General features: G+C 73.5%; 24 protein-coding genes and 1 pseudogene. 11 read left to right on the top strand and 14 right to left on the bottom strand.

The annotated features are described in order from the left end of the window. Positions 1-42: 42 nt before the first annotated feature. Positions 43-669, top strand: coding sequence for a DUF305 domain-containing protein (locus tag ACZ4M5_RS04945; protein WP_467733180.1), 627 nt, complete (start codon positions 43-45; stop codon positions 667-669). Positions 670-679: 10 nt separating this feature from the next. Here ACZ4M5_RS04945 and ACZ4M5_RS04940 read toward each other — a convergent pair whose 3' ends face one another. Continuing rightward, entirely contained in the window at positions 680-1,033 is a 354-nt protein-coding gene (locus ACZ4M5_RS04940; RefSeq protein ID WP_467733178.1) for a hypothetical protein, read from the bottom strand. Between the two features lie 51 nt (positions 1,034-1,084). Further along, entirely contained in the window at positions 1,085-1,990 is a 906-nt protein-coding gene (locus ACZ4M5_RS04935) for a ketopantoate reductase family protein (protein ID WP_467733176.1), read from the bottom strand. Between the two features lie 104 nt (positions 1,991-2,094). Here ACZ4M5_RS04935 and ACZ4M5_RS04930 point away from each other — a divergent pair, with 104 nt between their 5' ends. Further along, a complete protein-coding gene (locus ACZ4M5_RS04930; RefSeq protein WP_467733174.1) occupies positions 2,095-2,325 on the top strand; it encodes a DUF2277 domain-containing protein in 231 nt (76 codons plus the stop codon). A 13-nt stretch (positions 2,326-2,338) separates the two neighbouring features. Here ACZ4M5_RS04930 and ACZ4M5_RS04925 read toward each other — a convergent pair whose 3' ends face one another. The 5 genes from ACZ4M5_RS04925 to ACZ4M5_RS04905 all read right to left on the bottom strand — a co-directional run bounded on the left by ACZ4M5_RS04925 (position 2,339) and on the right by ACZ4M5_RS04905 (position 7,643). Next, on the bottom strand, positions 2,339-3,622 hold the full coding sequence (locus ACZ4M5_RS04925) for a phosphatase PAP2 family protein (RefSeq protein ID WP_467733172.1): 1,284 nt from the start codon (positions 3,620-3,622) through the stop codon (positions 2,339-2,341). A gap of 129 nt (positions 3,623-3,751) precedes the next feature. Continuing rightward, entirely contained in the window at positions 3,752-4,348 is a 597-nt protein-coding gene (locus ACZ4M5_RS04920) for a DedA family protein (RefSeq protein WP_467733169.1), read from the bottom strand. Between the two features lie 245 nt (positions 4,349-4,593). After that, positions 4,594-5,046 carry a DoxX family protein gene (locus ACZ4M5_RS04915; RefSeq protein ID WP_467733167.1) on the bottom strand — a complete coding sequence of 151 codons (453 nt, stop codon included), beginning with the start codon at positions 5,044-5,046 and terminating at the stop codon, positions 4,594-4,596. Between the two features lie 230 nt (positions 5,047-5,276). Continuing rightward, positions 5,277-6,917, bottom strand: coding sequence for an alkaline phosphatase D family protein (locus ACZ4M5_RS04910; protein ID WP_467733165.1), 1,641 nt, complete (start codon positions 6,915-6,917; stop codon positions 5,277-5,279). A gap of 81 nt (positions 6,918-6,998) precedes the next feature. Continuing rightward, positions 6,999-7,643: an HNH endonuclease family protein gene (locus tag ACZ4M5_RS04905; RefSeq protein ID WP_398111354.1), complete on the bottom strand. Its 645-nt coding sequence runs from the start codon at positions 7,641-7,643 to the stop codon at positions 6,999-7,001. A 390-nt stretch (positions 7,644-8,033) separates the two neighbouring features. Here ACZ4M5_RS04905 and ACZ4M5_RS04900 point away from each other — a divergent pair, with 390 nt between their 5' ends. Next, a complete protein-coding gene (locus tag ACZ4M5_RS04900; protein ID WP_467733163.1) occupies positions 8,034-8,615 on the top strand; it encodes a TMEM165/GDT1 family protein in 582 nt (193 codons plus the stop codon). A 199-nt stretch (positions 8,616-8,814) separates the two neighbouring features. Further along, positions 8,815-9,474: an HAD-IA family hydrolase gene (locus ACZ4M5_RS04895; RefSeq protein WP_467733161.1), complete on the top strand. Its 660-nt coding sequence runs from the start codon at positions 8,815-8,817 to the stop codon at positions 9,472-9,474. A gap of 183 nt (positions 9,475-9,657) precedes the next feature. On the opposite strand, the pseudogene ACZ4M5_RS04890 reads toward ACZ4M5_RS04895, so the two are convergent. Further along, positions 9,658-10,133, bottom strand: a pseudogene (locus ACZ4M5_RS04890) (phosphotransferase-like protein). Positions 10,134-10,257: 124 nt separating this feature from the next. Further along, positions 10,258-11,283 carry a peptidoglycan-binding domain-containing protein gene (locus ACZ4M5_RS04885; protein ID WP_467733159.1) on the bottom strand — a complete coding sequence of 342 codons (1,026 nt, stop codon included), beginning with the start codon at positions 11,281-11,283 and terminating at the stop codon, positions 10,258-10,260. Positions 11,284-12,168: 885 nt separating this feature from the next. Here ACZ4M5_RS04885 and ACZ4M5_RS04880 point away from each other — a divergent pair. Continuing rightward, positions 12,169-14,232, top strand: coding sequence for an MFS transporter (locus ACZ4M5_RS04880; RefSeq protein WP_467733157.1), 2,064 nt, complete (start codon positions 12,169-12,171; stop codon positions 14,230-14,232). A gap of 68 nt (positions 14,233-14,300) precedes the next feature. Here the strand turns inward: ACZ4M5_RS04880 and ACZ4M5_RS04875 are convergent, their stop codons facing one another. Further along, positions 14,301-14,792: a GNAT family N-acetyltransferase gene (locus tag ACZ4M5_RS04875; protein WP_467733155.1), complete on the bottom strand. Its 492-nt coding sequence runs from the start codon at positions 14,790-14,792 to the stop codon at positions 14,301-14,303. Positions 14,793-14,961: 169 nt separating this feature from the next. Here ACZ4M5_RS04875 and ACZ4M5_RS04870 point away from each other — a divergent pair, with 169 nt between their 5' ends. Both ACZ4M5_RS04870 and ACZ4M5_RS04865 read left to right on the top strand, forming a co-directional pair. Further along, positions 14,962-15,666, top strand: coding sequence for a hypothetical protein (locus ACZ4M5_RS04870; protein ID WP_467733153.1), 705 nt, complete (start codon positions 14,962-14,964; stop codon positions 15,664-15,666). A gap of 5 nt (positions 15,667-15,671) precedes the next feature. Then, positions 15,672-16,463 carry a hypothetical protein gene (locus ACZ4M5_RS04865; RefSeq protein WP_467733151.1) on the top strand — a complete coding sequence of 264 codons (792 nt, stop codon included), beginning with the start codon at positions 15,672-15,674 and terminating at the stop codon, positions 16,461-16,463. 18 nt (positions 16,464-16,481) lie between these two features. On the opposite strand, the gene ACZ4M5_RS04860 is transcribed toward ACZ4M5_RS04865, so the two are convergent. Beyond that, positions 16,482-16,889, bottom strand: a complete 408-nt coding sequence (locus ACZ4M5_RS04860) for a DnaJ family domain-containing protein (protein WP_467733149.1) — start codon at positions 16,887-16,889, stop codon at positions 16,482-16,484. An 89-nt stretch (positions 16,890-16,978) separates the two neighbouring features. Here ACZ4M5_RS04860 and ACZ4M5_RS04855 point away from each other — a divergent pair, with 89 nt between their 5' ends. Then, positions 16,979-17,371: a hypothetical protein gene (locus tag ACZ4M5_RS04855; RefSeq protein WP_369197271.1), complete on the top strand. Its 393-nt coding sequence runs from the start codon at positions 16,979-16,981 to the stop codon at positions 17,369-17,371. A 43-nt stretch (positions 17,372-17,414) separates the two neighbouring features. Here ACZ4M5_RS04855 and ACZ4M5_RS04850 read toward each other — a convergent pair whose 3' ends face one another. Together ACZ4M5_RS04850 and proP are read right to left on the bottom strand one after the other, a co-directional pair. Further along, a complete protein-coding gene (locus ACZ4M5_RS04850) occupies positions 17,415-18,086 on the bottom strand; it encodes an O-methyltransferase (RefSeq protein WP_467733146.1) in 672 nt (223 codons plus the stop codon). A 151-nt stretch (positions 18,087-18,237) separates the two neighbouring features. Further along, positions 18,238-19,620 (bottom strand): glycine betaine/L-proline transporter ProP, encoded by a 1,383-nt coding sequence (gene proP / locus ACZ4M5_RS04845; protein WP_467733144.1) that lies wholly within the window; start codon positions 19,618-19,620, stop codon positions 18,238-18,240. Between the two features lie 394 nt (positions 19,621-20,014). Here proP and ACZ4M5_RS04840 point away from each other — a divergent pair, with 394 nt between their 5' ends. Beyond that, positions 20,015-22,057: a bifunctional glycosyltransferase 87/phosphatase PAP2 family protein gene (locus tag ACZ4M5_RS04840; protein WP_467733142.1), complete on the top strand. Its 2,043-nt coding sequence runs from the start codon at positions 20,015-20,017 to the stop codon at positions 22,055-22,057. Between the two features lie 15 nt (positions 22,058-22,072). Here ACZ4M5_RS04840 and ACZ4M5_RS04835 read toward each other — a convergent pair whose 3' ends face one another. Beyond that, complete coding sequence (locus ACZ4M5_RS04835; protein ID WP_467733140.1) at positions 22,073-22,474, bottom strand: ATP-binding protein; 402 nt, start codon at positions 22,472-22,474, stop codon at positions 22,073-22,075. 93 nt (positions 22,475-22,567) lie between these two features. Here ACZ4M5_RS04835 and ACZ4M5_RS04830 point away from each other — a divergent pair, with 93 nt between their 5' ends. Together ACZ4M5_RS04830 and ACZ4M5_RS04825 are read left to right on the top strand one after the other, a co-directional pair. After that, on the top strand, positions 22,568-23,395 hold the full coding sequence (locus tag ACZ4M5_RS04830; RefSeq protein ID WP_467733138.1) for a helix-turn-helix domain-containing protein: 828 nt from the start codon (positions 22,568-22,570) through the stop codon (positions 23,393-23,395). After that, the gene (locus ACZ4M5_RS04825) at positions 23,376-23,633 is read left to right on the top strand and encodes a DUF397 domain-containing protein (protein WP_467733136.1); all 258 of its coding nucleotides are present in this window, start codon (positions 23,376-23,378) and stop codon (positions 23,631-23,633) included. Before ACZ4M5_RS04830 ends, ACZ4M5_RS04825 begins: the two co-directional genes overlap by 20 nt. Positions 23,634-23,698 lie beyond the last annotated feature (65 nt).

Here is a 23,698-nt window from a genome sequence, read left to right as displayed (position 1 = left end):
CGTGTCCGTGATCCCGTACCTCGCAGAAGCAGGAGTTCACCCGTGAACCGCATCCGTACCCTCACCCGCCGCGGAGCCCTCGGGGCGGCGACGGCCGCCGCGGCCCTCGTCCTCACCGCCTGCGGCGACGGCGGCGGCGCCGCCGGGCCCGGCGCCGGCGTCCCCGGCCACCACGCCACCGCCGCTCACAACGCCCAGGACGTCGCCTTCGCGCAGGGCATGATCCCGCACCACCGCCAGGCCCTGGAGATGGCGCGGCTGGCCGACGGCCGCGCCTCCGCCGACGCGGTCCGGGACCTCGCCCGGCGGATCGAGAAGGGGCAGGGCCCCGAGATCAGGACCATGACCGGCTGGCTCACGTCCTGGGGCGAGGAGGCTCCCGGCGCGGCGGCCGGCGATGGGCACCACTCCGGCACGGGCCATGCCGGCATGCCCGGGATGATGAGCGCCGGCGACCTGGCCGGGCTGGGGAGGATCACCGGCAAGGCGTTCGACGTGGCGTTCCTGACCCTGATGGTGAAGCACCACGAGGGCGCCGTCGAGATGGCCGGGACGGAGCGCGCGGAGGGCCGCTACGGCCCGGCCAAGGCCATGGCCGACGCCATCGTCACCGCGCAGAAGGCGGAGATCGCCGAGATGAAGCGGCTCCTGGCCGACGGCGGGCGCTGACCCTGGCGCGTCACGGGGCTTTGCCGGTCTCCACCGGCGCAGCCCCGTGCGCGTGCTTCAGCCCGGAGCGGGCCGCCACCCGGTCCGGGCCGGTCAGCTCGGACCAGTAGCGGTGGGTGCTGACGAACACCGCGAGTTCGTGCTCGCGGCGGCGCAGCTTCTCCACCTCGGCCTGTTCGTCGGCCGTCCAGCCGGGGGAGGCGGGGCGTTCCACCTTGCGCCAGCCGTTGTCGTCGCTGAAGCCGTCCAGGGGTTCCACGGACCAGGGGAGCCGCTTGAGCAGGGCCGACAACTCGGCCCGGACCTGATGGAGTTCCTCCTGACCGGCGAGGAGGTCACTCGGAAAGTCATAGGTCGTAGCCACGGCCCAATAATACGCCTGTTCGAATTACGCGGGCGAGTTCGTTCCCGCGGTTCATGCGAACGGGTGTACCAGGCCCAGCTCCCGCACCACCCGGGCGGCCACCGGTGCCGCCACCCCGTGCCGCTCGGCCGCACGCAGCAACGCGCCGCCGATGGCGTCCAGTTCGAGCGGTCGGCCCGCTTCCGCGTCACGCTGCATCGACGACCTGGCCGCCGCCGGGAAGGCGTCGTAGCGGGCGAGGGCCTGGGCCGGGTCCCCCGGGCCGCCGCAGGCGCGGCTGATCGCGGCCGTCTCCCCGACCAGGGCCGTCAGTTCGTCGCGGTGCCGGTCACGGACGTCGCCCAGCGGCAGGCCGTACCGGGTGGTCAGCAGCGCGAAGGGCGCCAGGAACGACATCTTGGCCCACAGGGCCGCGGTCTCGTCCTCCAGGACCCGCGTGGCGACCCCGGCCGCGCCGAGGGCCCCGGCGAGGGCGTCCACGCGCGGCCGGGGCGCCTGCGCCCCCGTCAGGTCGACCTCCGCGAAGGGGCTGCCGTGCTCCACGACGCCGGGGGCGGGGCGGCTGGACTCGACCCGGATGACGGCCGGGGCGACCCGGTCGGGCCGGTAGCGGGCGCGCAGGGCCGCCGGGTGCTCCACGCCGTTGAGGAACGGCACGAGCAGCCCGTCGGACAGGGCGGACGCGGGAACGCGCGCCAGGGCCGCGTCGAGTGCGGTGTGCTTGACGGTGACCAGGCAGGCGTCGACCGGTTCGCGCAGGGCCGTGTCCGCCTCGACCCGGGCCGTGAAGTCGCCGAACCGCGCGCTGCGGACCCGGACGCCCTCGCCGCGCAGGATCCCGGCCGTCCGCTCGCCGGCCAGGCAGATCACGCGGTGGCCGGCGCGGGAGAGCAGGGCGGCGAGCAGTCCGCCCACGCCGCCGGGGCCCAGGACGGCCACGGTGAGGTCGTTCGCCATGAAGGGTTCCTCTCGTCGGTCGGCCCCGTACGTGGTGGCCGCCTCGGGAGGATCATGGCAGCCGGCGCTGTCCTCAGGGGGCCGGAAGGGCGAGACTGGGGGGCATGTGCCGGAGTATCAAGACGCTTCGTCCGCCCGCCCTGCCCGAAGAGGCCACGGAGGCGGACATGCGCGCAGCAGCGTTGCAGTACGTGCGGAAGGTCTCGGGCTTCCGCGCCCCCGCCGCCCACAACCAGGAGGTGTTCGACCGCGCCGTCGAGGCCGTCACGCAGGCCACGGCCGAGCTGCTCGACGGCCTGGAGGTACGGGGGGCCGCGACCCGCCGGGCCGGTTAGCGCCCGCGAGGGCTCAGACGAGTTCCGGCTGGGGCTGGGGCCGCGGTGCCGCGGGGAGGTCCGTCTCCCACAGCCGCAGGGTCCGGTGGTAGCCGCGCACCACCGACGCCGCCGCGAGCAGCAGCAGCGGTCCGGCCAGCCACGGGTAGCGGGCCATCTCCATCGGCAGGAAGCGGTAGGACGCCAGCAGCACCGCGAACACCGTCGTGCCGTAGACGACCAGCCAGACCCCGGTCCGGTCCCAGCCGCGGTCGAACGAGCGCAGGGCCGCCTCGACGGTGTACGCGAACACCACGCCCGCGACCAGGTCCACCCCGTAGTGCCAGCCGAACCCGAGAGTCGCCGCCAGCGTGGCGACCAGCCAGAACGCACCGGCCCACCGCAGCCGGCGCGGCCCCTGCCGGGAGTGGATGAAGATCGTCACGGCCCACGCGGTGTGCAGGCTGGGCATGCAGTTGCGCGGGGTGACCTCGTCGAAGGGCAGCTTGAACGGCGTGGTGACCGGCGGCAGCGTGTGCGGCCACAGGTTCGCCACCGCCCAGTGTCCGCCCTCGGGGCCGTAGGCGAAGATCGGCCCGACCACCGGGTAGACCATGTAGACCGCCGGACCGACCAGGCCGATCACCAGGAACGTCCGGACCAGGTGGTGGCGTGGGAAGCGCCGCTCGGCGGCCACGTGGCGCAGCTGGTACAGCGCCACCACGACCGCGGCCACCGCGAGCTGGGCGTAGACGTAGTCGAGGGCGTGCTCGCCGACCGGGCCGCTCGCCCGGAGCAGCCGGCCCGCCAGCCACGAGGGGTTGCCCAGCGCGTGGTCGGCCATGGCGATGTACGGGTCGAGCGTGACGGGCCGGGTCTGCGAGGTGATCAGCAGCCAGGTGTCCCCGGTCTTGCGGCCCGTCACCAGCAGCAGACCGAGCCCCACGCCCTTGAGCAGCAGGAGGCGTTCCGGGCCGCTGCGGCGCGTGAGGGCGACGACCACCAGGCCCAGCATCACCCACAGCGCGCCGTTGCCGAAGGGGTGGCCCTCGCCCCGCAGGGCGCCGGTCGCGAAGCGCACGGCCAGGAAGACCAGGTCGACGCCGACGGCCGCGCCCAGGGCGATCAGCCGCTGCCGCCAGGTCAGGACCACCATGGTCAGGCCCATGCTGGCGTAGAGCAGGAAGCCCGACTTCGGCGCGTACACGACCTCGCGCACCTGCGTGGTGAGGGGCCCGGGTATCCCGAAGTGCCGCGCGGCGAGCTCCAGCGCGAGCAGGAACCCCAGCGTGATCACGCCCGCGGCACCCCACAGCACCGCCCGTGGGTGACGGCGCGCGGTCTGCGCGATCCGTCGTATGCCTGACGCCTGGGGCGATGCCGGAGTGGTCACTGTCTCAGCCGCTTCCCGATCGTGTCCGTGGTCGTGGTGGTGGGCCCGCCGGGGCTACGAGGGCCGCGGCTCGCGCCGCATCAGGTACGCCGCCCCCGCCCCGGCCCCGAACAGCGCCCCCACGGACACCGCCGTCGCCACCCACGTCGCGCCCAGCAGCTGTGCGCCGAACCAGCCGAGGGCGACGCTGTACGAGGCCCAGGTCAGACCGGCCAGCGCCGACCAGGGGAGGAAGTCGCGGGCCCGGCGGCGGGCGGCACCCGCGCCGAGGGAGACCACCGAGCGCCCGGCGGGGGCGAAGCGGGCGAGGACGACGAGGGCGCCGCCGCCGCGTGCCAGGGCCGCGCCGAGGCGCTGCTGTGCGCGGGTCAGGCGCCGGGAGCGGGAGATCGCCCGGTCCAGCCGGGGGCCGCCGCGCCAGGCGAGACGGTAGGCGACCAGGTCGCCGAGGACGGAGGCGGTGGCCGCGCACAGGTGCAGGGCGAGGATGTCGGGCACGTCGGTCGCCGTTCCGGCGGCCGCCGCCGTGGCGGCCGTGATCACCAGGACTCCGCTGGGCAGGACCGGCAGGAACACGTCGAGCAGCACCGACAGGGCCACCACCGCATAGATCCATGGACTGCCGACCAGCGAACCCACCTGCTCCAGCACCGCAACTCCCCGTGGTCCCCCGTGGGCCAGACCGTGCCGCGGCGACGCGGGGGGAGCGGCAGGAGTGGCCATGACAGCCATACAGCGTACGCGCGGGTGTGACGGGCGGTTCACGGGGGGCTCGTACGTTCGGTACCGACTGTTCACCTCGTGGCGTCTCGCCCGGCTTGGGCCCTCCGGGCGACGCGATGCGGACGGCGCCTCCCCGCCGGGCGGGGAGGCGCCGTGGTGAGGGGCGGGACGGCTCAGGCGGCCACGGGCGTCTGCTCCGCCGCGGGCCGCTGCCGCGCCGAGGGGCGGCGGGACAGCAGCCGGTCCACGCCGAACGCGCCGGAGCCCGTGAAGATCAGCAGGAACATGGCCCAGCAGTACATGGCCGCGCCCTCGCCGCTGTTCTCGATCGGCCACAGCGCCTGCGGCTGGTGGACCTTGAAGTAGGCGTACGCCATGGCACCCGACGAGACGAGGGCCGCGACCCGGGTACCGAGGCCGAGCAGCACCAGGGTGCCGCCGACCAGTTCGATGACGGCGGCGTACCAGTTCGGCCAGGCACCGGTCGTGACGGTACCGCCCTTGCCGTCCGCGCCGCCGAGGACGCCGAACAGCGCGACGGCCCCGTGGCAGGCGAACAACAGGCCCACGACGATCCGGAAGAGTCCGAGTGCGTACGGCTGGGCGCCGTCGAGGCGTGCGGTCATGTGGGGGGCTCCTTCGGTTGGCCGGCCCGGGGCAGGCCGGTCGGGGACGAACCGACGCGCCCTCACGTTAGGTGGACCTAACCGATGCTTGCAAGTTCAACATTTGGCCATGGCTTCGGTCCTGGTGACGGGTACGGCCGCCGTCCCAGCAGCACGTGAAGCCCCTCGCGCCCCGCCCACCGCGCCCGGGAAGTGACCGGATCCACACCCGGCCGGCTGCCCGGACGCGGTCACCGGCTCAGTTCGGAGTCCAGGAGGGTCGTCAGCCGCGGCCCCGCGCCCTGCCGGGACTTGGCGTGCTCCAGCCGGAGCCGGGCCGAACGGCCGCGCAGCGTCAGGGTCATGAGCTGGTTGCCGAACCAGGGGCCGTCCGTCTTGCGCCAGCCGACCGGCGGCCGCGCGAGCCGGCCGTGCCGGGCGAGGAGGCGGCCGAGGCCGCGGGCCGCACGGCTCCAGCCGATGCGGAAGGCCAGCCGCATCGACAGCGGGACCGAGTTGTGCACGGGCGAGCAGACCAGCTGCACCACCCGGGCGTCCGGGCCGGGGCCGGTGGTCCAGGACGGCTCGGCGATGTAGGCGTGGTGGACGTCCCCGGACAGCACGCAGACGGTCGCCGGGGCGCCGGGCCCGGAGCCCGCCTCGGCGATCAGGTCCGCGAGGCCCGCGAAGGACTCCGGGAAGGCCGACCAGTGCTCCAGGTCCGCGCCCCGCCGCAGCTTCTCCCCGAGGCGCGCCCAGCGCTCGCCGCGCTCACCCCGGCACAGCGCCGCGTTCCACCCCTCGGCGTTGTGCACCAGGTCCGGCAGCAGCCAGGGCAGGGAGGTGCCGAGCAGGAGGTGGTCGTACCCCTCGCCCCGGTCCGTGATCTGCTCGCGCAGCCAGGCCTCCTCGCCCGGGTCGAGCATCGCGCGGTCCTTCTCCTCCAGTACGCGGGCGGCCCGGCTGTCGACCATCACCAGGCGGACCCGGCCGAAGTCGCGGCGGTAGCTCCAGCGGACCGTGGTCGCGTCGGCGTCGGCCCGGGCGGCGAACTCGCGGAGCACCTCGGTGCCGTCCGGGGCCGCGCGCACCGCCTCGTAGACGGGGTCGGCCGCCAGTTCGTCGTGGGAGAGGTTGCCGAGGTGCTGGTGGACCCAGTACGTCATCAGGCCGCTGAGCAGTCGCTCCTGCCACCAGTCGGTGGCGCGCATGTCGGCGAGCCAGGAGGCGGAGGTGTTCCAGTCGTCGATGACGTCGTGGTCGTCGAAGATCATGAAACTCGGCACCGTGGACAACAGCCAGCGGATCCTCGGGTCGAGCCAGGACTCGTAATAGAGGTGCGTGTACTCCTCGTAGTCCGCGACCCCGCTGCCCGGGGGCTCCTTCACATCCCGGCGCTCGGCCAGCCAGCGCTGCGTGGCGTCGGAGGTCTCGTCGGCGTACACCTGGTCGCCGAGCAGCAGCAGGACGTGCGGCCGCTCGCCGTCGGGGTCGGCGGCGAGGCGGGTGGCGAGCGCGTCCAGGGCGTCGGGGCCGGCCGGATCGTCCCCGCCGGCGGGCGGGGCGGCCCAGCGGCACGAGCCGAAGGCGATCTGGAGCGCGCCGTCGGGTCCCGGCGCGTGGATCACCGAGGGCGGGAAGGGCGAGCCGGGCAGCGGCCACACCCGGGCGCCGTCGAGCAGCACCTCGTACGACGTGGTCGTGCCGGCGGTGAGGCCGGTCACCGGCACCAGCGCGTAGTGGTGGCCCGCGATTGTGAAGCTGTGCGCACTCCCGCCCGCGCCGTCGGCGCAGCGGACCTCGGCGGCGCACGGCCCGTCCGTCTCCATCCAGACGGTCGCGGACGAGCCGTCGGTGTACCTCAGCAGTGGTCCGAGGCGCAGGTCGGCCATGGCGTTCCCCTCTCCGTCGCCCCGTACGGTACGGAACGACGGAGACCGGCGGGGAGGTTCCGACACGAAATCCCGTGCGTGTCAGCAGCTCGCGAGGTAGTTCTGCAGGGCCGACTTCTCGGCCGAGTCGACCGACAGGCCGTAGTAGTACTTCACCTGCACCCAGGCGCGGACGTAGGTGCAGCGGTAGTCCGACCGCGAGGGCATCCAGGTGGCGGGGTCCTGGTCGCCCTTGGCCTGGTTGACGTTGTCGGTCACCGCGATGAGCTGCGGGCGGGTCAGGTCGTTGGCGAAGGACTGGCGGCGGGAGGTCGTCCAGGAGCCGGCGCCCGAGTCCCAGGCCTCGGCCAGCGGGACCAGGTGGTCGATGTCGAGGTCGGAGGCGGCCGTCCAGGTGGCGCCGTCGTACGGGGAGTACCAGCTGCCGCTGGTGGCGGCGCAGGAGGAGTCCTGCTGGACGTTGCTGCCGTCGCGCTTGAGGACGACCTCGCGGGTGTTGCAGGTGCCGGACTGGGTGATCCAGTGCGGGAAGAGGTCGCGGTTGTACCCCGTGCGGTTCTCGGTCGCCACGGTGAGCGTGGCGAGGTAGGAGCGGGCGGTGGCGCCGCTGACGGGGGTGGGGAGGGCGGCGGAGGCCGTGGGGGCGTTGAAGAGGGTGGCGGCCGATATGAGCGCGGTGGCGGCCGCGGCGAGGCTGAACCGTCGACGCGCGTAGAACCTGGGCATGCGAACTCCCTGCTGGGAAGGGCGTGTTGGCGGGCGAGCGAGGAGAATGCTCGCGCAGCCGTGTTGCGCACAGGTGTGCGCCCGGTGAGAAGGTAGTGACGGGTCCATGACATGACAAGGTTCACGGGGGAACTTTTCACGCCCGGACCGTCGCGTACCATGGACGGCGCAGAAGGGGAGTAGCTCTTCGCCGGACCGTCGACATACTGCTCAGCGAGCCTGAGCCGGCGCCCGGAGGCAGGCCCCGCCAGGGGCCGGCCAGCGAGACCTTCGGCAAGCAGTGCACGTCCGCGCCTTCCGGCGCGGGCTCCGCGTGTGCTGCCGTGCCGAGGTGTCGTGTGTGAGGATCCAGCACTCTCGGTGGGGCAGCCCCGACCGATTGAGGAACCCTTGATCAGCCTGACCGTGACGGCCGTCGTCTTCGGCGTCGTCTTCCTCGCCGAACTGCCGGACAAGACCGCCCTGGCCGGCCTCGTCCTCGGCACCCGCTACCGCGCCTCCTACGTCTTCGCCGGTGTGGCCGCCGCCTTCGCGCTGCACGTCGCGCTCGCCGTCGCGGCCGGCAGCGTGCTGACGCTGCTGCCGCAGCAGCTCGTACAGGCCCTCACGGGCGTCCTCTTCCTGGGCGGCGCGGCCGTGCTGCTGCTCAAGAAGGGCGAGGAGGAGGAAGAGGTCCGCAAGCCGGAGAACCAGTCGTTCTGGAAGGTCTCGGGCGCCGGATTCATGCTCATCCTGGTCGCCGAGTTCGGCGATCTCACCCAGATCATGACGGCCAACCTGGCCGCCCGCTACGACGACCCGCTCTCCGTCGGCCTGGGCGCGGTGCTCGCGCTGTGGGCCGTGGCCGGGATCGGCATCGTCGGCGGAAAGGCCCTGATGAAGAAGGTGCCGCTGCGCCTGATCACCCAGATCGCCGCGCTGGTGATGCTGGCGCTCGGGGTGTGGAGCCTGTGGGAGGCCGTGACCGGGTGAGGCGAACAGCGGGTGAACGTCCTGCGGGGGCGCCTGGCGCGAGGGCGTGTTTGTTTTGTACCGTGGAGAAACAAAGTGGCCTCCGCCCGTTTTCCCTGACCGGCGGGCGGGGCCGCCTTGTCCCCCCGGGTGTGCCGGACGTGCTGTGCCGCCCGCCCCTCGCCCGCGCTGGAACGCGCCCCGAGCCTTGGAGCTGCCGATGACGGCCACCGCCGTGCTCACCGCCCGCGCCCTCCTGCTGGACATGGACGGCACCCTCGTCAACTCCGACGCCTCCGTGGAGCGTGTCTGGCGGCGCTGGGCCGAGCGCCACGGGCTGGACGGCGACGAGGTCATGAAGGTCGTCCACGGGCGGCAGGGCTACGCCTCCATGGCGCTGCTGCTGCCCGGCCGGCCGATGGAGCAGAACCACGCCGACAACGCCCGGATGCTCGAGGAGGAGACGGCCGACACCGACGGTGTCGTGGCGATCCCCGGGGCGCCGGAGTTCCTGGCCTCGCTGGCCGGTGTGCTGCACGCGCTGGTGACCTCCGCGGATGTGCCGCTGTCGACCGCGCGCATGGCCGCGGCCGGCCTCGCGCTGCCCGAGGTCCGGGTGACCGCGGAGTCCGTCGGGGCCAGCAAGCCCGACCCGGAGGGCTTCCTCAAGGGCGCCGCCGAACTCGGGGTCGACCCCGCGGACTGCGTGGTGTTCGAGGACTCGGGCGCCGGTATCGCCGCGGGGCGCGCCGCGGGCATGCGGGTCGTCGGGATCGGACCCCGGGCCGCCTTCCACGACCCGGACGTGGTCGTGGAGGACCTCACCCGGGTGCGGGTGGAACGGACGGAAGACGGGACGATCCGGCTCCACATCGGGTGACCTGCCGGCCGGGTGCACCTCTGGCCGGGTTCGACCTGCCCGTCGGGGAGGCGCCGGCCTCGGTGACCGGCCTCGGTGACCTGTCTCGGTGACCTGTCTCGGTGACGTGCCGCGGCCGGTCGGCTGCCGGCCTGGTCGGGTCGCTCCCCGGCGCCGCCGGGCGGGGGCGGTGCCCCCGGGCGGTCAGGTGACGTGGGCGGCGATGAGGCGGGCGCACTCCAGGGACTCGGCCCGGGTCGTGTCCACCTCCAGGTCGTATGCCACGCCCTCGTGCACGGTTCGCGCCTGCGCCGCGGCCATGCCCCCGGTCCGGTCCCCCGGGCGATCGCCCGCCCGGCGGCGACCTCGCCGTCGCAGCGGACGCCGACCCACAGCACGTCGGGCCCGGCCAGGGCCCCGCGCCAGGGCTCCTGGGAGGCCCGGCCGGCGGGGAACACGTCGTCGACGACGATCCTCGCCCCGGCGCGGGCCGTCGCGGCGATGCCCTCCCGCCACGCCGCCTCCAGCTCCCGGAACCCGGCGCCCACGCTCACCGCGCCGCCCCTGCCGAACGTGATGCCCTCCTCCGTGCCGTTCAGGCCGCCGGGCAGTGCCTCCACGAACGAGTCGATGCCGAAGGCCGGCCATGGGCCGGGCAGGACCGCCTGGAGGCAGCGCACGATCCCGGACCTGCCGGAGCTGGAACCGCCGTTGAGCACGATCCCGGACCTGCCGGAGCCGGAACGGCCGTTGAGCACGATCACCTGAGTGGTCACGGCGCCGCAGTAGGGCGGCCCCGCCCGCTCAGGGTTCCCGGGTCTCCGACTCCAGCCTGGCCCTGGTCGCCTCGTCGTAGACCCCGAGGTTCTGGGTCTGGATGCCGCGCGACCACTGGTAGGTGCGCACCGCGTCCTCCAGCCGGCTGCTGTAGAAACCGTCCGCGTTGTCGCCGTACAGATACAACTGCCGCAGACGGAGCTGGAGTTCGGTGACGCCGGGGCCGCGGTCGCCGAGGCGCAGGACGGTGGCGCCGCCCCGGCGGTCGTTCTCCTGCTGCGCCTGCCCGGTGGCGCTCGCGGACGCGGAGGTGCGGGGAGCCGACGGGCTGGGCGACTGCGACGGACTCGGCGAGGCGCTCGACGCGGACGGCGAGGGGGAGACCGAGGGGCTGCCCGTGCGGGACGGCGAGGGTGCGGCCGGGGCCGAGGAGCCGGGCGCGGAGGTGCCCGCGGACGGCGTGGAGTCCACGCTGCTCGCCGGGACGTCCGGCACGCTGGCACGGAGGTCGTCCGGCAGGGCGGTGTCCCGGGTCGGGCTCTCGTAGGAGAACAGGCCGCTGGCGTACCCGGCCACCGCGACGACGGCGGCACCGGCCGCGGCGGCGGCGACCATCGCCGCCCGGCGCCGCCGTCCGGCCCGGTGCGGACCGGCCCCGTGCGGCGCCGGCGCGCCGGGGTCGCGGGCGTCCGCACCGTCGAAGAGCCGCAAGTCGGACACGCTCGGTTCGCTTCCACCGGACACGAGGGGCGCGGGAACCACCGAGGCGGCCGGGGCGGCGGGCAGGACGGCGGTGGCCTCGGCCGCCGGCAGGACGGTCGTGGGGTCGGTGCCCACCGGGTCGTCAGGCCGGGCCTGGGCCGGGGCGGCCGCGGCGGGCAGGACGGCGGTCGCGTCCGGGTCGGCCTGCGGGCCCGGCGGAACGGCGGCCGGGGCGGCCGCGGCGGGTAGGACGGCGGTCCCGTCCGGGTCGGCCTGCGGGCCCGGCGGAACGGCGGCCGGGCCGACCGCGCCCAGGGGCAGGGTGGTCTCGGCCGGGGAAGGCCCCGGCATGCCGGCTGCCGCCCCCGCGGTCCGTGCGGAGCGCGAGGGCTCGCCCCCGGGCGCGTCTCCTGCGTGCTCCTGCGGAGGCTCGCCGGCCGAAACCGGCGCCACCGGGCGTGACGCGTCCTGGCGGCGCTTGCGTCCGGCTGCGGGGGAGAGCGGGAGGTTGCCGTCGGGTGGGTTCGCGGATGTGGGGGAGGGCGGGAGGGCGTCGTCTGCCGGGTCCGCGGGTGGTGGCGTGCTTCCTGTCACGGGAGGCACGGGTGCCTGCGCCACCGGGCGTGACGCGTCCTGGCGGCGCTTGCGTCCGGCTGCGGGGGAGAGGGGAGGGGCGTCAGCGGGATGGGGGGTGGTCGGCCTGCCGTCGGTCGCGGCCGCAACCGGTGGCTGTGCCGTCGGCCGGGCCGCACCCTGCCGCCGCTCGCGTCCGGCTGCCGGGGAGAGTGCGACCTGACCGGGTCCCGAAGCGGGTGGCGGGGTGGCCGTCCCGTCGTGGTGAGGAAGCGTTTCGCCGCTCTCCCGGTCCCCGGGCCCGGGCCCCTCGGGCCGCGCGCCGTCGAGCTCCACGTACGGGCGGATGCGGAGCGGGTCGAAGTCCTCCGCCGCTGCCGCCTCCGCCGTGCGGGCGTCGCGCAGGGCGTCCGCGACGCGGTCCGTGCAGGAGCAGGAAGGCGTGCTGTCCTGCCGTCTGGGTACCCCGCACTCCGGGCACGGGTGGCCTGCCGGAGATTCCACGCGTTCCTCCCTCCCCTCGCGAACTCCAGAGATTATCCAGATCTTCTCCACAGCGCGGCGGACGAGCCCCCGGAACCTCGGCTTCCAAAGGGGCCCGGCGGGCCATAACGGTCCACAGCGGTCACGATGGAAAATGTCACAGAGCCCGTGGGAGGTCGCATGGCCGGGGACGTGAACGCCGTCAAGCCCTCAGGCGCGGGCACCGCCGACCGGGAGCAGGTGCCCGGCAACGTGCTGGTGTCCATCGGCGCGCTGCTGCTCGGCATGCTGCTCGCCGCACTCGACCAGACCATCGTGTCGACCGCGCTGCCCACCATCGTCAGCGACCTCGGCGGCCTGGATCACCTGTCCTGGGTGGTCACGGCGTATCTGCTGGCCGCGACCGCCGCCACGCCCCTGTGGGGCAAGCTCGGCGACCAGTACGGCCGCAAGCGGCTGTTCCAGACGGCGATCGTGATCTTCCTGATCGGCTCCGCGCTGTGCGGGGCCGCGCAGGACATGGGCCAGCTGATCGCCTTCCGGGCGGTGCAGGGACTGGGCGGCGGTGGCCTGATCGTGCTGTCGATGGCGATCGTCGGCGACCTTGTGCCGCCGCGTGAACGCGGGCGCTACCAGGGCCTGTTCGGGGCCGTCTTCGGCGCGACCAGCGTGCTCGGGCCGCTGCTCGGCGGGGTGCTCACCCAGCACGCCAGCTGGCGCTGGGTGTTCTACATCAACCTGCCCGTGGGCGTGGTGGCACTCGCCGTGATCGCGGCCGTCCTGCACATCCCACGCAACCGGCAGCGGCACGTCATCGACTACCTCGGCACCTTCCTCATCGCCGCCGTCGCCACCTGCCTGGTGCTGGTGGCCTCGCTCGGCGGGACCACCTGGGGCTGGGGTTCCCCGCAGATCATCGGCCTCGCCGTCCTCGCGGTCCTGCTGGCCTGCGCGTTCGTCGTCGTGGAGCGACGGGCCGCCGAACCCGTGCTGCCGCTCAAGCTGTTCCGGGTGCGGACCTTCACGCTCTCCGCCGTGATCAGTTTCGTCGTCGGCTTCGCGATGTTCGGCGCGATGACGTACCTGCCGACCTTCCTCCAGGTCGTGCACGGCATCAGCCCCACCCTGTCGGGCGTGTACATGCTGCCCATGGTGGTCGGGCTGCTGCTGGCCTCCACGACGTCCGGGCAGATCGTCAGCCGGACCGGCCGCTGGAAGGTCTTCCCGATCGCCGGCACCGGCATCACCGCGCTGGGCCTGCTCCTGCTGCACCAGCTCGACGAGAACAGCTCCACGGCCGAGCTGAGCGGGTTCTTCTTCGTCTTCGGGCTCGGCCTCGGCCTGGTGATGCAGGTGCTCGTGCTCATCGTGCAGAACGCCGTCCCCTACGAGGACCTGGGCGTCGCCACCTCCGGGGCGACCTTCTTCCGTTCCATCGGCGCCTCGTTCGGCGTCGCCATCTTCGGCACCGTCTTCGCGGGCCGGCTCGGCGACCTGCTCGGCGACGCCTTCCGCGGCACCCCGCTCCCGGCCGGCGTCTCCGCGGGCTCGCTGGAGGCCGACCCGCGCGGCATCGCCGCCCTGCCGCCCGGCCTGCGTCCGGCGGCCCTGCACGCCTACGCCGTCGCCATCACGGACGTCTTCCTGTACGCCGCGCCCGTCGCGCTCGTCGGGTTCGTACTGGCCTGGTTCCTCAAGGAGGACCGGTTGCGCGCCTCGGTCACCGCGCCGGACATCTCCGAGACGCTGGCCAGCAACCCCGTCGAGCGGTCCTCGTACGACGAGGTGTGCCGCGCGCTGTCGGTGCTCGGCACCCGCGCGGGCCGCCGGGAGATCTACCGCCGGATCACCGAGCGGGCGGACTACGACCTGCTGCCCGCGGCGAGTTGGCTGCTGCTGCGCATCCGCAGGTACGGGAGGGTCGAGCCCGCCGCCCTGGCCGAGCGCATGCCCGTGCCGCTGCCCGTCGTCATGGAGGCCGTCCGTCAGGTCGAGGAGCGGCGGCTCGCCGTGCGCGATGGCGTCGACCTCGTCCTGACCGATCAGGGCCGCGTGCACGCCGAGCGGCTGGCCGAGGCCCGGGAGGAGTCCCTCGCCGAACTGCTGGGCGACTGGTGGGGTCCCGACCGGCCCACCGACCTGGTCGCGCTCGTCCGGGAGCTGAACGGCGAGCTGTGCGGATCCCGCAACGACCGTCCCCGCGAGGAGCGGCGGACCGAACAGCGGTCCGAGCAGCCGGTCTGAGCGACCGGTGTGAGCGGCCGTTCGAGCAGCCGGTGTGAGCTGCCGTCCGGGCCGCCGGTCCGGCCGCGTCAGACGAGCCGCTTGGTGAACCAGTGCTCGGCGTACGGGTCGTCGTTGTGCCGTCCGGTCTCCGTGTACCCGAGCCGGCCGTACAGGGCACGGGCCTCGACGAGGTCGCTGCGGGTGTCCAGGATCAGCCGTGCGGCGCCGAGCGCGCGTGCGGTGTCCTCGGCGGCGCCCACCAGGAGCGGGGCACCGCCCCTGCCGCGCATCGCGGGATGCACGAACACCCGCTTCAGCTCGGCGGTCACGCCGTCCAGCAGCCGCACCCCCGCCGTGCCGGCCGGCTCACCGCCGTACCGGGCGACGAGCAACTCCCCGCGCGGCGGGGCGAGATCGGCGCCGGGCTGGGCGGCGATCTCCCGCTCCAGCTCGTCCGGATCGGTGCGCCGCCCCTCGTGCAGCAGATACCAGCGGTCGCTGACCTCCGTGTAGTACGCCCGCCACAGCGCGGCGGCGACGGGGGAGTCGTACGGTTCCGGGGCCACGGTCCAGGTCATGGACCGCATTCTCCGCAGCCGCCCCACGGGCCCCGCAACCGGATAATCCCCGGGGCGCGCACGGGCCCCGTCCCGTGCGCGCGTCGTTTACGGCCGGACTTCCGGGCAACACGAACCGCGAACCGGCTCGCCAGGAGAGCCGGTTGGGCCCGAACCCCGGAAGGCATCCATGTCCACTGGCCTGATCATTGCATTGATCGTGATCGCGGCGGTCGTCGTCATCATCGCGGCCGCCCTGACCCTGCGTGCCCGCGGGACCGGACGCGGCCCGAACCTCAAGCGCCGCTTCGGACCCGAGTACGAGCGGGTCCTCGCCCGGCACGACGGCGACACCACGGCGGCCGAGCGCGAGCTGACCGAGCGTCTGGAGCGCCACGGCGACCTGCGCGTACGGCCGCTGGAGCCGGCGCAGCGCGAGCAGTACCAGGCGCGCTGGACCGCCGCCCAGGAGCGCTTCGTCGACTCGCCGCGCGACGCCGTCGCCGAGGCGGACGCGCTGATCGCCGAACTCGCCGGCGTGCGGGGCTTCCCGGACGGCGGGCAGTACGAGGAGCAGCTTGCCGCGCTGTCCGTGCACCACGCCCACCACGTCGACGGCTACCGGCGCGTGCACCGCGCGGCTCAGCTGCGCCCGCAGGACGCCCGGGACGGCGGCCAGGGCACCGAGGACATGCGCGAGGCCATGGTGGCCGCCCGCGCCCTGTTCGAGGAGCTGGTGCGGCCGGACCGTCACGACGACGGCCGCACGCACGGGCGGCACGAGACCGCGCGCCACGACGGCCGGGACCACGCCGTGCCGGCCGGCGATCGCAAGGCCTCCGGGCGCGGCAGCATGCCGTGGGCCCTCAACCGACGCCAGGCGAAGGAGAGCTGAGTCCGATGACCGACATGCCCCGACGGCCCGGCGACCACACGCCGGACACGCCGCACACACCCGCACCGGACGCCCGCGGCGAGACCGCCCCGGCCGCCGGACACGCTCCGGCGCACACCGGCACCGGCACACCCGCCGGTGACCCCCGTCTCGCCGACGCGGACCGCGCCACCGACGCCGGTGGTGCCACCGACGCCGGCCGCGTCGCCGCGCAGGGCACCGACGCCCACGGCACGGCGACGTCCGGGAACGCCACCCACGACACCGGCCTCCACGACACCCGCCCCCTCGGCACCGGCACCGGCACCGGCACTCAGGACACCACGATCCTCGGCACCGGCACCGGCACCGGCACCCAGGGTGGCGACGCGGCCCCCGGTGGCACGCGCGGCACCGACGCGGACCACGTCACCTCGACCGGCACCCACAAGCTCGGCACCGACAAGCTCGGCACCCACGCGCACGGCACCGACCGCGACGCCGGCCACGCGGGCGGCGCCACCGGTGCGCACCTCTTCCCGCACGACGCCTCCGACAAGCTCGGCGAGCGTCTGCGGCACGCCGTCGCCGGGTTCGTCGACGGGCCCCGCGCCTCCGTCGAGGAGGCCGACCAGGTACTGGAAGAGATCACGGCCCGGTTCACCGAGGTCGTGACGGAACGCCGCCGGACGCTGCGCCGGTCCTGGCAGACCGCCGAGAGCGGCGGCGACAAGACCGTCTCCGCCGCCGACACCGAGCAGCTCCGCCTGGCCCTGAAGGACTACCGGGAACTCGCGGAACGCCTGCTGCACGTCTGACCGGGCCGGCCGGCCCGCTCAGTGCTCCGCCCGGCGCTCCCGCCACTGCCGTACGACGTCCTCGACGTCGTACGGCTTCTTTCCGAGCGGGGGGCCGGGCGGCGGCTTGAACATCATGTCGCGGATCTTGTCGTTGACCTCGCCGATGATCTTCCGGACGATCCGCTCCGAGGGGGCCGCCAGCGCGGCCTCCAGCGCGTCCTCGGCCTCCTTGCGCAGGGCCAGCGCGGGCGGCAGGACGGAGAAGCCCTCGCGGGCCATCTTCCGCTTGACCCACCACAGTTCGTCGTAGGAGTTCTCCACGTCCGGCGGCAGGGGACGGCCCACCCCGGGCAGTCGCTCGAACTCCCCGCGCGCCTCCGCGTCACGGATCTGCCGGTCGACCCAGGACTCGAAGTCGACGCCGGGTGGCTTCCGCTCGGTCATGCACCCATTGTGCCGGACACCGCGCAGCCGGGCGTTCTATCATGCGGCGGGCTTACAGGCTCGTTTCGGACGTCCCAGGAGGAGCGCACGTGCTCGAACTCACCATGGCCGCCGTCTCCGCGGCGGAGGAGGGGGCCACGGCCGGCATGCTCATGGCCGAGGCGCCCAGCGAGCCGGGTGCGGTGCTGCGGGTGGGCCGCGACAAGTCCGTGTGCCGGCTGGGCACGCCGGACGACTGGCTGTTCGTCTCCCGCGTCCACCTGGAGTTCCTGTGCGGACCCGACGGCACCTGGCAGGTGACCTGGCTGCGCGGCTCCCAGCCCGACCCGTCCTCCGAGGTCCGGCTGACGGTCGGCGAGTACGCCCAGCCGCTCGCCTACGGCGGCACGGTCCCGCTGCCGAGGGGCGGCAGCGGCGAGATCGTCGTCCAGGACCGCACCGCCCCGCGCAGCGTCAACGTGGGCTTCTACCACGAGGTCTGACGCCCGGGGCGTGAGTGACGGAAGCCGCCCCGGGCGGACCGGGTCACGGCAGGACGCGTGCCAGGGCGAACCCGTCGTAGCCCTTGGTGCCGACCGTCTGGATCGCCGTGCCGGACAGTCTCGGGTGGCTGCCGATCAGATCGATGGCCGTGCGCGTACCGACCACGTCGGGGGCCGTGCTGGCCGCGTCGGTCACCCGGCCGCCGCGGACGACGTTGTCGAGGACGATCAGGGAGCCCGGCCCGGCCAGTTCGACCGCCCACTCCACGTAGTGGGGGTTGTTGACCTTGTCGGCGTCGATGAAGACCAGGTCGAACGGGGGCGGGTTCTCGGCGGCCAGCGCGGGCAGCGACTCCAGGGCCGGGCCGACCCGCACCTCGACGCGCTCGGCCAGTCCGGCACGGGCGAGGTTGCCGGCGGCGACCTCGGCGTGCCGCGGGTCGTACTCCAGGGAGACCAGGCGCCCGTCGGACGGGAGGGCGCGACCCAGCCAGATGCTGCTGTAGCCGCCGAGTGTGCCGATCTCCAGGATGTGCCGGGCGCCCTGGATCTGGGCGAGGAGCTGCAGGAGCTTGCCCTGGTTCGAGGAGACCGCGATGCGGGGGAGTCCGGCGGCGTCGCTGTCGCGCAGCGCGGCGGCCAGGACCTCGTCGTCCGGGGCGAGACGCTCGCTGAAGTAGGCGTCGACCTCGTCCCAGACATGCGACTCGCTCATACGGCTGCCCTTCTGTACCCGGCCGGAACGGTCCACCAACGGTGCACCAGCAGACGAACGATCACGACCGGCCGGGGGTTCCGCACAGCCGGACCGGGAGCGGCCGGAGCAGGGGCGGCCGGAGCACGGGTCCGTCGGGCCGCCCCTGGGCTCACCGCTCCTGCGGCGCCACCGAGGGGGCCGAGCCGGGCAGGGGGCGGCCGGCCGACTCCGTCATGCGCCACACGGCGAAACCGCCGATCACGGCCGCGGCCATCATGTAGTACGCGGGCATCATCATGTTCCCGGTCGCGCCGATCAGGGCCGTGACCACCAGCGGGGTCGTGCCGCCGAACAGGGACACCGAGACGTTGAAGCCGATCGACAGCGAGCCGTAGCGGACCCGGGTCGGGAACAGCGCGGGCAGGGCCGCGGGCATGGCCGCCGTGAAGCACACCAGCAGCAGGCCCAGGGCGCCCATGCCGAGCGCGACCGCGAGCAGGCTGCCGTCGCGGATCAGCAGCAGGGCGGGCACGGACAGCAGCAGGAAGCCCGCGCAGCCGGTGGCGATCACCGGGCGGCGGCCGACGCGGTCGGTCAGCGCGCCGACGAACGGCTGGGCGACCATCATCACGGCCATCACGCCGAGCACGACGAGCAGACCGTGGGTCTCGTCGTAGTGCAGCTCGCTGGTCAGGTAGCTGGGCATGTACGACAGCAGCATGTAGTCGGTGACGTTGAAGACCAGCACCAGGCCGACGCAGAGCAGCAGCGCGCGCCACTGGCCGGTGACCATCTCGCGCAGCGGCACCTTGGGCCGGTCCTTCTCGGCCTTGGCGACCTCGGCGGCGAACGCCGGGGTCTCCTCCAGGCGCATGCGCAGATAGAGGCCGATGATGCCCATCGGGCCCGCGATCAGGAACGGGATGCGCCAGCCCCACGAGGTGAGGTCGTCGGCGGACAGCAGGGCGGTCATCAGCGTGACCAGGCCCGCGCCGCCGATGTAGCCGGCGAGCGTGCCGAACTCCAGCCAGCTGCCGAGGAAGCCGCGCCGCTTGTCCGGGGCGTACTCGGCGATGAACGTCGAGGCACCGGCGTACTCGCCGCCGGTGGAGAAGCCCTGCACCAGGCGGGCCACGAGCAGCAGGATCGGCGCGCCGACACCGATCGTCGCGTACGACGGGATCAGACCGATCGCGAAGGTGCCCGCGGCCATCATGATCATCGTGAGGGCGAGGACCTTCTGGCGACCGACGCGGTCGCCGAGCGGGCCGAAGACCATGCCGCCCAGGGGGCGGACCAGGAAGGCCGCGGCGAAGGCGCCGAACGTGGAGAGCAGCTGGGCGGTGGGGTTGCCCGAGGGGAAGAAGACCTTGCCCAGCGTGACCGCGATGTAGCTGTAGACACCGAAGTCGAACCATTCCATCGCGTTGCCCAGCGCGGCCGCCTTCACGGCGCGCTTGACCAGTGCGGGGTCGGTGACGGTGGGGTCGGCGGCCTTCGCGCTGCGGGGCTTCGCCAGGGACGGGGAGGTGACGACTGAGGCAGTCGACAAGACTCGCTCGCCTACCTTTCGACGGGGACAGGGGCACGGTCCCGCGCGGCGGCGCTGTCGTACGGGCCGAAAAGCGACGATAGGCGGCTTTGGACCGCCTACGGGCGGTACGACCTTCGTTGCACAGTGCACGTAAACCGTGATTGCCCAGGGGCTTCTGCCCGTCCGCGCACGGTTCCCACCCGTGTCCCTTGTGATCCTTCTCGCGTTCACGAGAGGCGGCCGAAACGGGCGCGGACTATCGTCATCCGGACAAAAGGAGGACGGACGTCAGGTGAATCGGGGGTAACCCGCGTCTTCTTTCCCGTGGCGAGGCGAGCCCTCGTAGGGTTCGCGGAGGAATTCCCACATCCATGACATGTGGGATGAACTGGGGCGGGAGGCCGGCAAGGGCATGTCTCAGGCGAATCGTGACGGGCGACCGGCGGAATCCATCGGAGCGACAGCCGTCGGCCGGGACCACCCACGCCTGAGAGCGGCCCGCCTCGGCCTGTGGCTGGTCGTCGCCCTGCTCGCCGCCCGGCAGGTGGCCGTCGTCCTCGCCACCCCGCGCGGCGAGCGCCTCATCGACCTGGAGACCTGGGTCGGCCCGAACGGCGTGCTGCACGTCAACGGCTCGCTCTACGACTCGACCCGCTTCACCGGCACGCCCTTCAACGGCCTCGCCCTCAAGCCCCTCACCCGCTCCGCCGAGCAGGCCCTCGGCTGGGGGTGGACCTTCGGCACCCTGCTGCTGGTCGTGGCCCTGGGCGTGCTCGCCGCCCGGGCCCTGCCGCAGCCGGTCGGCCGCCGCACCGCCCTGCTGGCCACCCCCGTCGCCATCAGCCTGCTGATGATCTCCCTGCCGGTGCGCAACGCCCTGTGGCTCGGCCAGACCAGCATCATCCCGGTCCTGCTCGTCCTGCTGGGCTGCTTCGCCGCACACGGCCAGCGCACCAGCGGCGTGCTCATCGGCCTCGCCGCCGCGCTCCAGCCGACCCTGCTGCTGTTCACACCGCTGCTGTGGTGCACCGGCCGCCGCAGCGCGGCCCTGTCCGCCGGGGCCACTTTCGCCGCCTGCACCGGCCTGGCCTGGGCGGCCATGCCCGCCGACTCCTACCGCTACTGGGTGCACCACCTGGCGGGCGCCGGCCTCGGCGGCCCGGCCGACGACCTCGCCAACCAGTCCCTGCACGGCGCCCTGCTGCGCCTCGGCCTCAGCGGGCCGCTGGAGATCGCCCTGTTCCTCACCCTCGGCGCGGCCGTCGCCGTCCTGGCACTGCGCCGGGCCGTGCGCTACGCGCACGACGGCCAGCTGCTGCTCGCGGTCGCCGTCACCGGCTGCGCCGCGATCGCCGTCTCGCCCACGGCCTGGCAGCACCAGTTGCTGTGGGTGCTCCTCGCGGCCGTCGGCCGGGTCGGCACCCGCAGCTCCGACCGCTACGTCTGGCCCGTCGCCGTCGTGCTGGTCATGACCCTGCCGGCCAAGGTGCTGTTCCCGGACATGACGTCCCTGGACCCGCTGCGCACGAACGCCGTGCTGCTGGCCGCCCTCGCCGCCGCCGTCGCCCTGCCGTTCCTGCCCCGCACCTCGTCGTACTACCGCGAGCCGAAACCGGCCGCGTACGCGCCCGCCGTCCCCACCCGCTTCCGCCACGTGCCGCTCGTGCCGCCCCTGCGCCGGGTCCTCACCCGGCCGAACCTGCTGCTCGAACTGCTCCTCATCCGCGTCACCTACGCCGGGTACTCCGAGGTCAGGCTCGCCGCGACCGGCGGCAGCAACGCGGCGGGGCGGGCCGAGGCCGAGGAGCACGGGATGCAGGTGTACGACCTCGAACGCGCCCTGCACATCGACGTCGAGCGCTGGGTCAACCACACCGTCGCCGGTCTGGACCCGCTGCGGGAGTTCTTCGACTTCTACTACACCTCCTTCCACTTCGTCGTCCCGCTGACCGTCCTGGCCCTCCTCTACTGGCGCCGTCCCGCCCAGTACCGCTGGGCGCGCTCGGCCCTCGGCCTCGCCACCCTGCTCGCCCTGGCCGGCTTCTGGCTCTACCCGCTGGCCCCGCCGCGCCTGATGCCGACGCTGGGCTTCATCGACACCGTCCACGGCGTCCAGGACTTCGCCCAGCCGGACTACGGCACGCTCACCCACCTCACCAACCAGTACGCGGCGATGCCGTCCCTGCACTTCGGCTGGTCCCTGTGGTGCGGCGTGGTGATCGCGGTCCTGGCCCGCCGGTGGTGGGTGAAGGCCCTCGGCGCGCTGCACCCCCTGCTCACGGCGTCGGCGATCGTCGCCACGGGGAACCACTGGGTGCTGGACGCGGTGGGCGGAGCGGCCGTGGTGGCGGCCGGGTTCGGCCTGACGTACCTGCTGTCCGGACCGAGGCCACCGGTCGGCGTGGCGATCGAAGAGCCTGACCGGAAGCCGACCCTGGACCCCGCGCGCGGGTAAGGCCCAGCGCGAGGCTCAGTGAGCCCCGGTTCCGCACTCGAACCACACCGTCTTGCCGCCGTCCGCCCACAGGGACACGCCCCACTTGTCGGCCATCGCCTCCAGCAGGAGCAGGCCCCGGCCGCCCTCCGAGTCCTCGTCCAAGGACGGCGGTGTGCGCGGCAGTTCGGCGCTGCCGTCCGTGACCTCCACCCGTACGCCGCTCCGCTGCCGCAGCAGCAGAAGGGCGCAGCGCCGGTCCGGGACGTGCCGTACGACGTTGGCCAGCAGTTCCGTGACGCCCAGTTCCACGGCGTCCGACAGCTCGGGCGCGCCCCACTCCAGGAGGAACGAGCGGACGATACGGCGGACATGGCGGGGGGCGTGCGCGCCGACGGTGAGGCGCATCGAGTACTGCGCGGGAATGTATCCGTTCACGGGACGAGCCTGACGTGCGGTGACTACCCTCGGCTACGGATCGGATACAACGCGTCCCGTAGTGGACGGAGTTGCGTGAGAGGGGCTTCGCGCGTGACCCACATCAACGCCCTCGACCCGGGGGCCTCCCCGCTCGACTACTACGGCTACGAGTTGCGCCGGCACCGGGAGGCGGCCGGGCTGACGCAACGGCAGTTGGGGGACATCGTCAACTACACCGGCTCCTTGGTGGGCCAGATCGAGACGGCCAGGAAGGTGCCGACGCCGGAGTTCAGCGAGCGAGCGGATGCGGCACTGGGTACGGACGGTCTCTTCTCCCGGCTCGTCGAACTGGTGCTGCGCAGCCGGCTCCCGGCCTGGTTCCAGCAGGTCGCGGAGCTGGAGGTGCGGGCCACCGAGATCTGTTCCTTCCAGACCCACATGGTCCTCGGGCTGCTCCAGAGCCGGGGGTACGCGCAGGCCGTGCTCGGCGCGCTGGACAAGTCCGACCTCGAAGACCGGACGGCGGTACGCCTCGCCCGGCAGCGCGTCTTCGTGAAGCAGGAGCCGCCGATCTTCTGGGCGGTCCTCAGTGAGGCCGCGCTCCGCCTGGAGATCGGCGGACCTGAGGTGATGCGGGAGCAACTCGCCCATCTGTTGTCGTTCGAGGACGACCCGCGGATCAACATCCAGGTGCTGCCGCTGTCCGTCGGGGCCCATGCCGGACTGCAAGGCTCATTCGACGTCTACCGCTTCACGAGCGATCCCACCATCGTCTACACGGAGGGGTACGGCAGCGGTCATCCGACCGCCAACCCGGACACAGTCAGGGAGTGTTCGCTCCGTTACGATCACCTGCGGGCCGCCGCGCTGTCCCTCAACGACTCGGCGGAGCTTATCCGGCGCGTGATGGAGGAACGCTATGGAGATGCAGTGGCGTAAGTCGTCCTACAGCGGTGATCAAGGCGGCCAGTGCGTCGAATGCGCGCCGGTCGGAGCCCTGGCTTGGCGCAAGTCCAGCTACAGCAGCGATCAGGGCGGCGAGTGTGTGGAGGTCGCCGAAATTCCTGGGGCCACCGTCGCCGTGCGCGACTCCAAGGACCCCGCCGGGCCCGTTCTGACCCTGCGTCCCGCCCCGTTCACCGCGTTCGTCAACTGGGCCTCCGCCGCCGCCGAATGACCGTACGGCGAAGGCGGCGGCCCCGGGGATCAGGGGACCGCCGCCTCCGGTCGGAGGGAACCGGC

The sequence above is a fragment of the Streptomyces sp. NPDC026246 genome (genome assembly GCF_055567995.1).
Note: the sequence above shows the minus strand (reverse complement) of the source record. Positions and strands in the feature narration are given on the sequence as shown.